At 58.1% G+C, this 13633-nt stretch carries 15 protein-coding genes; 3 read left to right on the forward strand and 12 right to left on the reverse strand.

Translation table 11 applies throughout. The features are described from left to right. Positions 1 to 70: 70 nt before the first annotated feature. On the reverse strand, positions 71 to 691 hold the full coding sequence (locus GVI59_RS17430) for an SDR family NAD(P)-dependent oxidoreductase (RefSeq protein WP_173575335.1): 621 nt from the start codon (positions 689 to 691) through the stop codon (positions 71 to 73). Positions 692 to 1147: 456 nt separating this feature from the next. Here GVI59_RS17430 and GVI59_RS17435 point away from each other — a divergent pair, with 456 nt between their 5' ends. Next, positions 1148 to 1315, forward strand: a complete 168-nt coding sequence (locus GVI59_RS17435) for a DUF1328 domain-containing protein (protein ID WP_173575336.1) — start codon at positions 1148 to 1150, stop codon at positions 1313 to 1315. On the opposite strand, the gene GVI59_RS17440 is transcribed toward GVI59_RS17435, so the two are convergent. The 7 genes from GVI59_RS17440 to GVI59_RS17470 form a co-directional block, all read right to left on the reverse strand. Next, positions 1284 to 1826: a disulfide bond formation protein B gene (locus GVI59_RS17440; protein ID WP_173575343.1), complete on the reverse strand. Its 543-nt coding sequence runs from the start codon at positions 1824 to 1826 to the stop codon at positions 1284 to 1286. The two genes, GVI59_RS17435 and GVI59_RS17440, sit on opposite strands and share 32 nt — an antisense overlap. A gap of 75 nt (positions 1827 to 1901) precedes the next feature. Then, positions 1902 to 3179, reverse strand: a complete 1278-nt coding sequence (locus tag GVI59_RS17445; RefSeq protein ID WP_242013202.1) for an alpha,alpha-trehalose-phosphate synthase (UDP-forming) — start codon at positions 3177 to 3179, stop codon at positions 1902 to 1904. Further along, the gene (gene otsB, locus GVI59_RS17450; RefSeq protein ID WP_173575337.1) at positions 3160 to 3876 is read right to left on the reverse strand and encodes a trehalose-phosphatase; all 717 of its coding nucleotides are present in this window, start codon (positions 3874 to 3876) and stop codon (positions 3160 to 3162) included. Before otsB ends, GVI59_RS17445 begins: the two co-directional genes overlap by 20 nt. 251 nt (positions 3877 to 4127) lie before the next feature. Then, positions 4128 to 4727 (reverse strand): DUF2155 domain-containing protein, encoded by a 600-nt coding sequence (locus tag GVI59_RS17455; protein WP_173575338.1) that lies wholly within the window; start codon positions 4725 to 4727, stop codon positions 4128 to 4130. A 20-nt stretch (positions 4728 to 4747) separates the two neighbouring features. Then, a complete protein-coding gene (locus tag GVI59_RS17460) occupies positions 4748 to 4966 on the reverse strand; it encodes a hypothetical protein (protein WP_173575344.1) in 219 nt (72 codons plus the stop codon). Then, entirely contained in the window at positions 4966 to 5532 is a 567-nt protein-coding gene (gene mlaD, locus GVI59_RS17465) for an outer membrane lipid asymmetry maintenance protein MlaD (protein WP_232878894.1), read from the reverse strand. Before mlaD ends, GVI59_RS17460 begins: the two co-directional genes overlap by 1 nt. 193 nt (positions 5533 to 5725) lie before the next feature. After that, on the reverse strand, positions 5726 to 6094 hold the full coding sequence (locus GVI59_RS17470; protein ID WP_173575339.1) for an NADH-ubiquinone oxidoreductase subunit NDUFA12 family protein: 369 nt from the start codon (positions 6092 to 6094) through the stop codon (positions 5726 to 5728). A gap of 249 nt (positions 6095 to 6343) precedes the next feature. Here GVI59_RS17470 and GVI59_RS17475 point away from each other — a divergent pair, with 249 nt between their 5' ends. Beyond that, entirely contained in the window at positions 6344 to 8014 is a 1671-nt protein-coding gene (locus GVI59_RS17475) for a TSCPD domain-containing protein (protein WP_173575340.1), read from the forward strand. Positions 8015 to 8218: 204 nt separating this feature from the next. Here GVI59_RS17475 and GVI59_RS19200 read toward each other — a convergent pair whose 3' ends face one another. Further along, the gene (locus GVI59_RS19200; protein ID WP_242013199.1) at positions 8219 to 8857 is read right to left on the reverse strand and encodes an ADP-ribosylglycohydrolase family protein; all 639 of its coding nucleotides are present in this window, start codon (positions 8855 to 8857) and stop codon (positions 8219 to 8221) included. Next, positions 8857 to 9591 (reverse strand): ADP-ribosylglycohydrolase family protein, encoded by a 735-nt coding sequence (locus GVI59_RS19205; RefSeq protein WP_242013200.1) that lies wholly within the window; start codon positions 9589 to 9591, stop codon positions 8857 to 8859. Before GVI59_RS19205 ends, GVI59_RS19200 begins: the two co-directional genes overlap by 1 nt. A gap of 110 nt (positions 9592 to 9701) precedes the next feature. On the opposite strand from GVI59_RS19205, the gene GVI59_RS17485 reads away from it, so the two are divergent. Continuing rightward, entirely contained in the window at positions 9702 to 10316 is a 615-nt protein-coding gene (locus tag GVI59_RS17485) for a hypothetical protein (protein ID WP_173575341.1), read from the forward strand. Positions 10317 to 10436: 120 nt separating this feature from the next. Here GVI59_RS17485 and GVI59_RS17490 read toward each other — a convergent pair whose 3' ends face one another. Next, a complete protein-coding gene (locus tag GVI59_RS17490) occupies positions 10437 to 11744 on the reverse strand; it encodes a PQQ-dependent sugar dehydrogenase (protein WP_242013201.1) in 1308 nt (435 codons plus the stop codon). 337 nt (positions 11745 to 12081) lie between these two features. Further along, complete coding sequence (locus GVI59_RS17495) at positions 12082 to 13335, reverse strand: DNA recombination protein RmuC (protein ID WP_173575342.1); 1254 nt, start codon at positions 13333 to 13335, stop codon at positions 12082 to 12084. Positions 13336 to 13633 lie beyond the last annotated feature (298 nt).

The following is a 13633-nucleotide window of genomic DNA, read 5'->3' on the forward strand; positions in this document are numbered from 1 at the left end:
ACTCTGTCTGCATCGGGTTTTCTTATAGCTTACGAAAATTTCTTTTCTACAAAACAGACTTTTTCATAATCTAACCCGATGTACAACCCTTCTGTGAGATTTCCGCGTCGACCCACATGTCGGTCCCTACAACACCGGGACAATAGGCGTTCACGGTAATGCCCTTGCTGGCATATTCCTTGGCCGCTGCCTGCGTCAGCCCCCGCACGGCGAATTTCGTCGAGGAATAGATCCCCAGCAACGCATAGCCCTCATGACCGGCAATCGAGCAGGCGTTGATGATCTTTCCTTTCCGCTGCCGCATCATGAAACGGTCCGCCGCCGCCTGAATGCCCCACAGGACGCCCTGAACATTGATGCGATAAATCCGCTCGACATCTTCCGGCGTGACGGCGGCGATCGATTTGACCTGCGCAATGCCAGCATTGTTGACCATGACATCAAAGCCGCCCAGCGTCTGATCCGCATGGTCCACGGCGGCCCGGACCTGCTCCCGGTCTCCGATATCCGCGCTGAAAGTGGTGCAGGTTCCACCCTGCTCCTGAATCTCTCTGGCCACGCCATCAAGCCCCTCCCGCTTGATATCGACCAGAGCGACGGCGAACCCGTCACGCACCAGACGCAGGGCAATGCCCCGACCAATCCCCTGCGCCGCCCCTGTCACCAGTGCGACTTTTTTTGATGCTGTCATGCAGAACTTCCCTCTCTGGATATCGGCCCTGGCCGCGATCCGGGAGCACATCACGCCTGTCTCTCTGATTACAAAATGCGCAGTTTCAGGCTCTCATCTTCGTGACAGCACTGCGTCCATTCTGTCGCATAAACGCGACAGGACTGCGGGAGACATTCTGGACTTCAGGCAGAGGGATGTTGGTCAGGAGAAATTCATATGATCAATCCGGAATAGTTTCCGAATGATGGCGGCACCTGCTCCGCATCTTCCTACGCAACCTGAACATTTGTCGCATGGAAGCGAATTTGTACTTTTGTGGGAGAGTGACATTTCCATGATGTCACGGAAAAAACTGGCCTGCCGACGTCTCCGGATTCACCGTGAGACTATCAGCCCCGAGACGCTTTCCTTCGGGACTGAGAAACTTTTCCGTTCCGTTTTGCGTTCAGAGATTAACAGAACGGAGTATTTCCCATGGACCTTTTACGCTGGACCCTGATCTTTCTGGTCTTCGCCCTTATAGCAGCTGTCTTCGGTTTCTCCGGCATTGCAGCCAACTTTGCCTATATCGGCAAGATCCTGTTTTTCATCTTCATCGTTCTGTTCGTCATCAGCCTCGTGTTCGGCCGCCGAAGGGGCTGAGCAGGCAGGCCAAGAGAACAGCGAGAACAGCAAGGGCTGCCACTCCTTCCATCACGGTGAGGGAGACCGGCAGCCCGTCAAAAATATAGGTCGGCATATCGCACGGTTTGCCGGGGCGCAGCGGCATGGAAGCTAGGCGCTCGGCCATTGTCGCGCCCGTCAGATGCGGCGACAGACATTCCGGCAGCGGGCTTTTCCAGAAACGCCATTCGACGCCGGCATGAACCACCACAAGAACGAGATCGACAAGCAGCGTCGGCACGCCCAGAGACGCCACGGCTCTGGCCCAGCGTCGCGGCACGAGCAGACCGACTGCCCCAATCACCACCAGCAAACGCCATGGCCAGCGCTCCCACAGGCAGAGCGCGCAGGGCGCTATGCCCAGCCCATCCTGCACCCACCATACGAAAAGCATCGCTACCACTCCGGCAAATATCAGCAGGAGGTTGGGCAGGCGGACAGTTCCGGGCGTCTGTTTATTGAAAATTCTGCGTCGTGGCATCAGCACCATGCGCCAAGCTTTCTGTTCCACATGACGGTCATGTGTTTTCGGGAAACGTGCGTATAGCAGCACCCCGCCTGAATTTCACCCGGCACTGGCCTTTCTGCTGCGATTCAGGGCTTTCAGGAAATCCCGGGCCCAGGAACCGGCGGTCGTGTTCCTGATTTCGCTGTTCAGGATATTCCAGCGGCGCTTGCGCTCTTCCTTTTTCATGGTCAGCGCCAGATGCAGGGCATCTGCGATAGCGTCTGCATCGTGAGGATTGACCAGCAGCGCTTCATCAAGTTCAGGCGCTGCGCCGGCCAGATGCGACAGGACAAGCGCGCCGGGATCTTCCGGATCCTGTGCCGCCACATATTCCTTGGCGACAAGATTCATGCCGTCGCGCAAGGGTGTGACAAGCGCCACATCGGCAAGACGGTAGAAACCCGCCAGCGTCTGGCGTGCAATCGGACGCGTCAGATAGCGGATAGGCGTCCAGTCATAGGCGGCAAAAGCACCGTTGATACGACCGATCGTTTCATCAAGCTGACGACGCAGCAGACGATATTCCTCGACCTCGCCACGGGAAACCGGCGCGACCTGAAGATAGGTCACATGCCGATGATGTTCGGGGTAGCGGATCAGCAGCCTTTCATAGCCGAGAAAGCGCTCCTCAAGTCCCTTCGAATAATCCAGTCGGTCCACGCCGATAATCAGAGGCTCGTCGTGAAGGCTTTCTCTCAGGCGGCGGACTTCCGGTCCATTGAAGGCGTCCCTCGCCTCCTCGCTGAAGGAAACCGGATCAATGCCGATCGGACAGGCCACCACCCGCGAGGGATCGGTCATCCCCTCGAGCCGCATGCACTCCCAGAGATTCTGCGCGTCTTCTTCAGTCTGCACACCGATCAGATCATACGCCTTCATGTCGTCCAGGAGCGCGGTCGCGGGCGGCAGGGCGCGGAACAGGCTCCACGGCGGAAACGGAATATGCAGGAAAAAGCCGATGGGAGAGGTCACTCCGAGCTCACGCAGCGCCTGAGCCAGCGGCAGGAGATGATAATCATGCACCCAGATGATGTCGTCGGGCTTCAGCAGAGGCGCGAGCGTCCGGGCGAACATCCGGTTCACCTCCAGATACTGCAACCAGTCGGCCCGCGCGTAATTCATCAGCCCCAGCCGGTAATGGCAGAGCGGCCAGAGGATACCGTTTGAAAAACGCTGATAATATCCGCGATGCTGCGCTGGAGTCAGGGGAATGGTAGCGTAGGTTACCGTTCCATGCGTATCCAGAGACGGCATGGGATCAGCGTCCGCTTCAACCTGCCGACCTGACCAGCCGAACCACAGTGTCTGCTGGTCTTCACGCAGGGCGGCCTTCATCCCGAGCAGGAACCAGAGACGCCAGCCAGCCCCGGAATACCGACGGTGTGGGGAAATCAACCGGAATGCGCAGTCCGATTCCGCCCAGACGGACAGCCGCCTTGATGGCATCCTCATCCGTGACGTCGTCTCCGACAAAGACAGGTTTGCGACCGGCGAACGGTGCATTTTCCATGAGCAGTTCGACCGCATAGCCCTTGTCGACGCCAGCAGGCCGGATTTCCCAAGCCATTTTTGCGGCCTGGATATGGAATTTACCGCCTTCTTCTTTCACCCATGCCTCCGCTGCCTTACGGAGCTGCCCTTCTGCTTCCGGCGCTCCCCTGTAATGCAGAACGAACCCGCCGACTTTTCGTTCCAGCCGCGTGCCCGGAAGGGACGCCACCAGTTCCTGCGCCTCGATCACCCACTTGCTGGGAACGGAGGGAAGAGCGGCCCGCTCAATGGGTCCGCCCGGACGATGGCGGATGGCGATACCGTGCTCGCCGGCGACAGCGAACGGCACATCGCCCAGAAAGGCGTCAATCTGATCTACGGAACGTCCGGATATGATCGCCAGCGCGCCACCGGTCGCTTCTCTCAGAGCGAGCAGCGTTTCCTTCAGACCCGGCGGCACGACCACCGACTCAGGCGTAGGAGCAATGTCGACAAGCGTGCCGTCAAAATCCAGAAGAAACGCCACCTGACCCAGGGGCATGTGATTCCGTGTCAGTCTGGTAGTGGAATCCTGAGGAGCCGAAGTCTTGTCCGAAGAACTCACGACAAAATGCCTTCCCTGCTCACCTGTTCAGCCAGCGCCAGCCCGGCTCATCCCGGAAAGCCGCACGTACAGGTCGTTACAATTGATGCAGCCGCGACGCGCTGAGTAGCGTTCTGTTTCACCACAGCTTCCCCGGCATTACTATAGGCAGACCGGGGTTCCTGCTCCGCTTCTCCGTCGTGGCAACGTCAGGGCTGATCGCCGTCCATTGCACCACGATCCGTCGAAGAACCGGAGGAAGATGGAGCGATTTGGTTATTTTCCGGTGTATCGCTTCCCTGCCCGTTGTCCTGCTGCTGACCGGATTGTGAACTGTCACGCGTTCCCGGCAGAGGTGGAACCGCCGGATGTTCCAGTGTCGGCAGCATGGGCTGAACGTCGTTTCCCTCACAGGTTACGACATGCACATCGTAGATCGGGCTTTCGAGAATGCCCAGCGACGGTTCGGCAGCCAGCATCCAGCCGTGGAAAACAGCCCCCTCGGCCCGTCGATCCTGAACATCGAGCCATGCGGCGGCATCCTGACGCGCCGTGGGCGCATGCTGCAGACATCGCGTCACGCCGATTTCAAGCGTTTCGTAATGCGAAGTCCCACCGACCGGAATCTTCACGGTTTCAACCCGGGAATCGAGGCGATTGAGCACCCGCACAACGGCCATGCTCTTCCCCTGCCACGTGTTGGGTGGATACATCGCGGGAGGAGCCAGCGGTTCCGCCGCCAGAGCCGATCCAGCGCCGACCAGAACGGAAGCCAGCCCCAGAAACACCCGACCAGACCGCATCAGCATCTTTGTTCTTACCCTGTCAATCATACTGAAGGCTTGCCTCGTGGACTGGCGAGAGACGCCACAAGAGACGTCAGCATCTTCTTCATTTCGGTCTCATCCACGCCCATCAGCACCGCGTCTTCAAACGCATCCTGCATGACGCCCTGCAACTCTTCCCAGTTCTGGCGCAGAACCAGCAACTTTTCCGTGCAGGAAACAGGTGTTCCATCCGGTTGAGGCCAGAGAGCAGGAGCCTCCATCACGGCTGGACCTCGCCTTTTGGCGCGTCCATCCCCTGTTTCGCTTTCGCCTGATTGGCCTGCGTCAGCGTATCCGTCACAGAGAAGATGAACTTGCTCAGCAACTGCTCCAGACTGATCGAGCCCTGCGTTTCGCCAATCTCGGCGCCCGCTTTCAGAGTCTTTGTATCGCCGCCCGGTGAAATGGCGATGTACTTACCGCCCAGCAGACTGTCACTGGTGATGATGGCGGCGCTGTCCACCGGCAACTGCACGTCCGGCCTCACCGTAAACACAACTTTCGCCTGAAAGGTTTTCGGATCGACCCCCTCGGACACGACATGCCCGATGGAGATTCCGGCCAGCTTCACATCCGAGCCGATATCGAGACCATCAATGTGGGAGAAACCCGCCTTGAGCTGATATCCCGCATCTGTCTTGCGGCCACTGCTGACCACGGCAAGTCCCAGCAGAAGCACAAACACGACGATCACAGCGAAACCCGCAACGAGCTCCACGGTCGGACGTGTATTGCGGAGAGGCGGCAACGCCGCTGCCGGCTGAGAAGTCGTCGAAACAGAACTCATGGGTTCTCACGCGCCTTTGTGATCATTCGTTCTTGTCGTCTGGAACGATCAAGCCTGACAAGCCCGATAGCGCAACTCTCTGGCAAGAATATGCCCGCATCGGCATATTCTTCTGTTCACCCGGTATGAAAAAGAGCGCGAAAGGCCGGCTTTTCCCGTCGCGGTTTCCGGTCCTGTCAGAAGCTGTGAACGCTCAGCTTTCCGGTGTCCAGGCGTCATAATCGCCTGTGGCCGGAGGACGATGACCACCCTTGTAAGCGCTACCAGGAGGACGATAGGCCTCAGCAGTCCCTGTCCTGTTTGGCTGATAAGGCAGCTGCCAGGGTTTGCGGGCTTCCATGGGGATCGGCTGATCCTCCATGTAATGCAGCCAGCCCCACCACTCAGGCGGAACAGCGGAGGCATCCTCACCCTTTTTGTAGATGACCCAGCGCTCATAGCGCTCGCCCCCGCCCGTCTTCCGGGTGGGTCGCCGCGACTCGTAGTAGGCGCGACCATCGTTGTCCTTGCCCACAAAACGTCCATGCAGGCGGGTATGAAGAAGGGTGCCGAGCGTTGCCATGAATGCGACCATAAGGAGTCGAACTGCCGCCGTCCACCGCTCGCACGCCTCCTCGCGTTCACGTTACACGGCACGCCTGCGGGAGCAGTCCGGGAAGCGTGAAGCCGCCCCTCAGAAGCGCCATTTCCCGTCTTTTTCAGCCTTGCAAAAAGTTATCCCCCATATCCTCGCTTTCCCGACCATTATCCCCCCCTTATCCTCAGCCTGCCCCGCTTCCGCCCGCCTCTCGCGGAACGATAAGCTCTTTTCATGAACGCTCATCATTTCTGGAACGGTGTCGAAATGCGCACCGTCATGGCCTCCGCCGACCCTGACGCTCCGGCACGCGCCATTACGCTGCCCGCCGACTGGGATGACGAGGCCGCCGCCGCTCTGGCGGAAATCGTTACCGGAACAGGGGCGGTCTCGCTGCCGCGAGAATCCGCACGCTGGATCGACTCCTTCACATCCGGCGCGCATCGACCGGACGAACAGCAACAGGAACCGTCACGCGGGGAGATCATCAGCGGGCGCTCGCTAGCGTGGCTCCTGATCCTGAGGCAGGCCGCCCCGACCCTTGCCGTCTGGCATGGCGCTTCAGACAGACGGCCGGGATTTGTCCTCAACCTCGCCGCCTTCGTGCTGCCGGGCGAGGACTTCGCCGCCGAAACGTTTGTTGCGGCGCTTCGCCTGCTGTGCCTCGTTCTGCGCACGGACGCCCGCCTCAAAGCGGCGCGGCGCAATGGGGAACTGCCGCTTGACGAAGCGATGCCCCCGGAGCCGACGCTGTTCGATCTGCCGACAATGCCGTCAGAGGAGAAATCGGGGGTAAAACCGGCCACACCATCAGCTCCGGCTGACCCCGAGATGACAGGCAGCCTGCTCCCGGACGCACCGCTTCCGATTGTCGGGGAAATCCTGCTGACCAATCTGGATGCCTGCCTCGCCGCTCTTGGACTCGACTATGACAGCGATGATGGCCGTGACGCCGCCTGCTCGATCGTCGCGCTGACCACGCTTGTCTCCCGTGAGGGCACGGGTTGCGATCATCTCCCCCTCATGCCGCATCGCCACGTCCTGCCGGGTCTGTCAGCGGCGATCCGGGATGCCTGGTCACGGGCCGCCGTCGATACAGAAACTCCGGAAGCCCGCATTGAAACGGGCTTTTCCTCAACGGGTCCTGTCGATGCGCTTCTGGGCTGTGAAGCCTGCGGCCTTGCGCCCATCTTTTCCCCACTCCGATCCGATGGACGCCTTGCCGCAAGCACGCTCAATCGTCTGGCAGCAAGAGGCCTGTCTGTGGAAACGGCCCTCGCCGCTTCCCTTGCAGGCGAAAGCCCATTGATTATCCCGACAATCGACGCGCATATGCGGATGTATCGCGCCCTCGCCGGGTTTGTGGACCGCGTTCCGGCCCGCCCAGATCCGACGATGGCTCCGCCGCCCCGCATCCTGCCACGCGGCATGTTGCAACCGCTCCCCGAACGCCACACTGGCATCGCCCAGAAAGCTTCGGTCGGCGGACATCGCTTCTTCCTGAGAACCGCCGAATATGAAGATGGCACGCTTGGCGAGATTGCGCTGACACCGGCACGGGAAAGCGCGATGGTGCGCGGCCTGATGGAGAGCTTCAGTCAGGCTGTCAGCATCGGCCTGCAATATGGCGCGCCGCTGGAGGATTTCGTCGAACGGTTCGCCTACTCCTCTTTCGGTCCCGCTGGCACCGTCGAGGGCGATCCGGTCACATCCTACGCCACGTCGATTCTGGATTACGCCTTCCGCGCCCTGTCCAATCTGTATCTGCAACAGCGTCTGCCCGACGCGCCACATGAGGACGATAATCAGGGCAATTCACCGCTCCTGCCTTTCGACTTCAAAAGCGGGGATACACCCAAACCTTCAACGCCGGGTGGACGGCGCGGACTGCGACTGGTCAGTTGATCGCAGTTCCTTCGTTCACGCGATGTTTTGAAATATGGAGAGGGGACATCGCCTCTCCATATTCTAAAAACGTCTTTTATATACAGATCTTATCGCTTCCAGCGTAAAAATTTTACCGACTGATGCGACGAAGCAGACCGCTTCAGCGATGAGGTCACACTCCATCGCGACGCTCTGCAAGTGACAGTGGCCTGACGTCCAACCCTATACTCCCGGGTAAAACTCAGACTGGGCCAGGAGGAAACATTCACCTGCGTCGTTATGCACAATGGCGTACAGGTCACTGGCCATGCGGTCGATGAGATCCGCACATTCGATCTGAGTGCGCCAAGCATGGGCCATAACCTCATCGGGAAACAACAGTCCCAGCAGATTGCCTGCGATGGCGCCCGTACTGTCGCTATCCCCCGAATGCGTCACGGCGATACGTAATCCTTCCTCAAAGCCGGTGGCGACACGCGCCGCATACAATGCAATGGACAGCGCTTCTTCCGCCACCCAGCCCTGCCCCAATGTCCCGACCGTCTCCGGTCGTCCATCCGGGATCGCCGCCCAGGCGCGCTGAACAGCGGCCAACGTCGTGTCATCCAGAGACAGGGCATGCAGGGACCGCACGGCCTCTTCAAGAGAAACGCCCCGCAACAACTGCATCAGAATCTGGGTCTGCGCTCTAGCGGCATTGCGACCTGTCGGATGGGCATGTGTCAGATGGGAACAGGCGTCGGCCAGATCACTCCCGTCCTCCGCTACGCTCGCGTAAAGCGCCACAGGGGCGACGCGCATGATCGCTCCGCATCCTTTGCTGTTGTTGCAGGCCATAATTTCCTGACGTTTTTCCGCCATCAAGGAAGACAGACATGTGTTTCCCGGCGCACGACGGTGATGGCGGCCGGACGCCCGTCGTGCGGGAGAATCCGATCAACCCCGCGAGGAAAGGTCTGACGGATACGGTCCAGCGACCAGAACTCCACCTCCGCTCCCAGCGCATCGCCGATGGCGCCGCCGAACAGACAGGCTCGGAACAACTGGCACTGACGGACGCTTTCCTGACGCACCTCCTCAAGCCAGCGTCTTTGATGGAGCAATGGCCCGGCTCCAGCCCGCGTCTTTGCGATTTTCTTTAGAGCGTGGCTGATGCTCTCTCCCCGCTCACACTGAATGAGAGCGGCCACCAGAGCCGTCCGTTCCAGACCGGCGCGACAATGGATCACAATCCGGCCGCCCGCTTCCAGACGCTGATGCAGCACAGGGGAAATCTGTCGCCACATTTGCAGCCAGTCGGCATCAGGAACGCCGGCATCGGGGATCGGCATGGAATACCAAAGCAGGCCGGCTGCCTTCATGGCAGCGTTCATGTCGCCGACCTGAAGATAATCCATCTCCTCCTGCCCTGTCAGTGAAATCACGATATCCGTGCGCCAGAGCTTCAGGCGCAGAATATCGGCCTGCAGATCTCGGTTCCAGTTCGCCCCGGAGAGAGAAGGTCCCTTGCGTCCCGGACACAGGGTCATGCCCACCCTGCCCTGCGCAAGAGGAAAGCTGTCAATCTTCAGCGGGTGAGTAATGGAGTTACGCATGTCTGGTGTCTTTCCATCCGGCGGGCCATGATGACGCGCTGTGTTATCGGTTACGGAAACCGTTTTCTCATGACCTGCACCAAACATGTCGAACCGTCGGGATTTTCCGCATGTCTCTGAAGAAATCCTACATTGCCCTCGCCTGGACCCGTCCGGTGCCGTGGGCAGGGTTTGCTTCCCTGTCCACAGACATTGATGTTGCGGCAGGACAAAGCCGGACCATCCGCTATCAGCGAGACCTGCTCCGGCGATATGTGCGGGAGCACAACGGCGTTCTTGAACGCGAAGTCGCTTTGCTGGAACTGTCACCCGATCGGGCGACACCCGAGAGTCTGCAGGTAATCAAAGATCTGATGAAGACATGTTCGCCGGATTCCACTTTTCTCAGCGTGGACTTCACGGCTGCTCAGGGCTGGCGGCCCCAGCCGGCCTTGGGAAAAGGCGTTCCCTCGGAACGCTGTCTGGTGCTCGCTCCCGATCCGTTTATCATAGATGGAAAACTCTTTGACCCGCAGGAACATTTCCAAAAATGGCGTAAAAAGGAGAAGAGCCATACACAGTCCAAGCCGCAGCATCGACTGACTGTTCTAAAAGCGTTGACTGATCAGGAAAGTCTGTCGCTGCGTCAGAAAGCGGTTTTCCTCAATGAGAAAAAATTTCTGACCCATGGCGGGAAACTCTGGACCGCAGACAATCTCAGAAAGTTCCTTGCTCTGTCTGATTGAATTGAAGCGCATATGTGGTGTGCACGGTTCGTCAGCAGAAAGACCTTTCTGAAACGAACAGGATACGCAAAATCCCGTTATGATTGCGTCTCTTTTCTGAATCCTTGAGTATTTTTCCCTTCAGGGATGATCCGGAGATCGGTCCGGCGCAAACCGCAGAATCGTGCCGTTATGGTCTTCTGAAATCAGCAGGGTTCCGTCCGCCATCACAGCCAGGCCGACAGGCGAACCATTCGGATTTTTACCCGGCTGGGAGAGGTTGCGCCACCCCTCAACAAGCGACTGCGGAGAGCCCTGAGGTTTGCCGTCCGCATCGATTGCCAGACTCATCACACGATGACCCATGTCACGATATCCGTGGTATGTCACAATGACTTTACCCTGCAGTTCGTGAAAAGCATTTTGCGTATAAACAAGCATACCCAGAGGAGCGGCATGGGCAGGCAGCAGCAGGTCAGGCGGCGTCACGGCTGAGCAGTCATGCTTCGGGTATTCAGGGGCCGGTTTTCTGTCGTCAAAACAATAGGGCCAGCCGTAATCTTTTCCTTTCTGCACCACAAGAAACGGCTCATGAGGGAGCGTTTCATCGGACAGTTTTGGATCAGCCGCATTGATGCTGTCACGTCCATTGACTGCGGCGAGCAACACCCCGTTCGGCGTGACCGTCAGCGCCGCAGGATTTCTCATACCGGTGGCGACGACATTCGTTCTCGAAGCGGACTGGGGCTGCTCAGTCGGCCTGAACCACAGGATGGAAGCGCGTGGAACCTCTCCCTGCGTCTCAGGACAGGCTTGCGAAGCAACCGGAAAACCTCCTGACGCCGTTTCACAATTATTCGTGGCGGATCCCTCACTGACATACAGGCCGCGATCATGATCCGCCGCCAGCGTCTTGAGAGGATGACGGCCGGTTGAAGGCAGTCCGCCCAGAACTTCCCGAGTTTCCGCCGGACTGTTTTTATGCAGAATCACACGCAGAACGCGATCAGGGAGCGCGATGTAAAGCTGTCCATCTGATGCAAAGGTGAGGCCGCTGGGGCGGTCCAGACCAGTCAGAAGCACGTCCTGCCGCCCGTGGCCATTTTGTTCGAATGCCAGCAGACGGCCCTGATTACGCTGCCAGCTCCCCATATCCACGACATAAACCGTCGAATCCCTGACAGCCATATCCCGGGGAAAACGCAGACCGGACGCAAAAAGCCCCACGCATGTTCCTGACGGTGTCTGCAGATTGACCCGCGGAAACCCGTCGCACGATCCGCTGGTTGTATAAACGGAGCGGGCATGAGCAGTTCCCGCCGCCAAAAGAGAAGGCAGCATGACAGATAATACGCAGGCTTTCTTCAGAAACCCGCTCCATTGAGTGTCGCCGCTCATAGTCTGCTTTCCCGTAATGAATGATCCTGTTGCGTCGGATGCTATCGTCATGAGCTCTCCTTTGCGTAATTATCGTCTTTCTGAAAACTCTGTCATTTCAAGAAATCCGGCTAAATCACGCAAAAGTTTTTCAGAATGCACTTCTTGAAAAAGTATATTATATAAAATTACAAAAAAGGTATTTATTTTCCAGATAGAGAAAAAAGCTCGTCTTTCCCTCGGAGTGGACGCAATCTTTTACCCGTTTCTTTAACAAGCCGGGATCAAAGGAACTGTGTCTATTTGTGGAGTTTGAGGCAAACTCCCGATGTATTTACAAGCTCTGCAGACACCTCGAAGCAGCTTCATCAGACATTTTCTTCTTTTGTCCTCAAACGAAGAACACGCCCTACAGCAGCACTTCTTCCCCACCATCGTCAGTCGTATCGAGGCTTCGCAACTGCCGGGCCACAACCCGAGTCCGCTGCCGCGCATCCTCAATCGTCGAACTCATCGACTGGGCATTACGCGACAGTTTTTCGAGGACGCCATCCATTTTCAGCATTTCCTGTCGTGTCGCACCCAGCAGTCTGGCAATCGTGTCCGTGCGCTCCTCAAGAGAAAGCGTAACATAACCCAGATGGATAGTGCGCAGGAGCGCGGGCATCAGTGACGGCCCCATGATCAGAACACGGTATGTGCGGCCGATTTCGTCAATCAGCCCGGGAGCCCGGGCGACTTCCGCATACAGACCATCCGTGGGCAGATAAAGAACGGCGAATTCAACCGTTTCAGGCGGCACGATATATTTGGAAGCAATCTTGCGTGCTTCCATCTTCACCGTGTTTTCCAGCGCCCGCCGGGAACCTCGCTCCGCATCCTTGTCATCCTGCGCAACGGCGTCGAGCAGTCGCTCATAGGCTTCTGTCGGAAATTTGCTGTCTATGGCGAGTACAGGCGGATTTGATCCCCGCACAGGCATACGCACGACAAATTCAACGACCTCACGTCCCTGCCCAAGACGGCGGTTGGCCTCAAAAGTGCCGGGAGGAAGCACATCTTCCAGAATGGCCCGTAGCTGCGCTTCACCCCATCCACCGCGTGTTTTGACATTACCAAAGAGACGCTTGAGGTCGCCAATCTGCGCCGTCATTGCGGAAACCTCGCCCATGGCTTTCTGCATGGCCGAGAACTGCTCCAGCACACGCTGGAAGGAAGTCTGCATCTGCCGCTCAACCGCTGCGTGCAGCTGCTCCGTAACCGCGCCACGAATGGCGTTCAGCTGAAGTGCACTCGCTTCCGCCATTTCTCTCAATGCTTCGGACTGTACCGCGCGGGCCTCCGCCTGATCCTTACCAAGCGCGCCGGACAGATGCGCCACCCGTTCCATCAGCTCCGCCCGCATCTGCTCGACACGACCGATCAGTGCCCGCTCTGTTTCCGCCAGCCTGATCCGCTGCTGTTCAGCCTCGGCATGGCGCACGCCAGCCTCTCTTTCCACCAGTACGTAAAGCCGCGCCAGCAGGTCACTATCGCTCTCCCCACCAGAAGTTGAACGCGAACGGAGAAGAATGAACAGTAGAAAGGCGATTATCAGACAGGCGCACACCAGCAGCCCGATCCACAGACCGGTTTCAGGGGAGCCCGCAGACGTTGGAATCATGACTCACTGTGCTTTCTGAACGATCGAACGCCTCCCCTCTAACAAATCAGAACAAAACAAGAAAGTGCTTCAAAATTTGGAGCAAAGCCTTTGTCCTGTTATCGAAACCATTCCACGCACTGTCTTGCTGCTGTGACAGGACCAACAACAACAAGAACTCTCCTGTACGGGATCACTCAAAGAGCCATGACGCGGATTTCTCACACTTGAGGCAATTTCGGGTCATTTTGTAGAATTCAGTCATCCCACAGGAGCCCGATCTGGAATATTGACGATATTCTGCTTCTGGCGGCGGGTT

The sequence above is a fragment of the Acetobacter sicerae genome (assembly GCF_011516765.1).
GTDB classification, from domain to species: Bacteria; Pseudomonadota; Alphaproteobacteria; order Acetobacterales; family Acetobacteraceae; genus Acetobacter; species Acetobacter sicerae.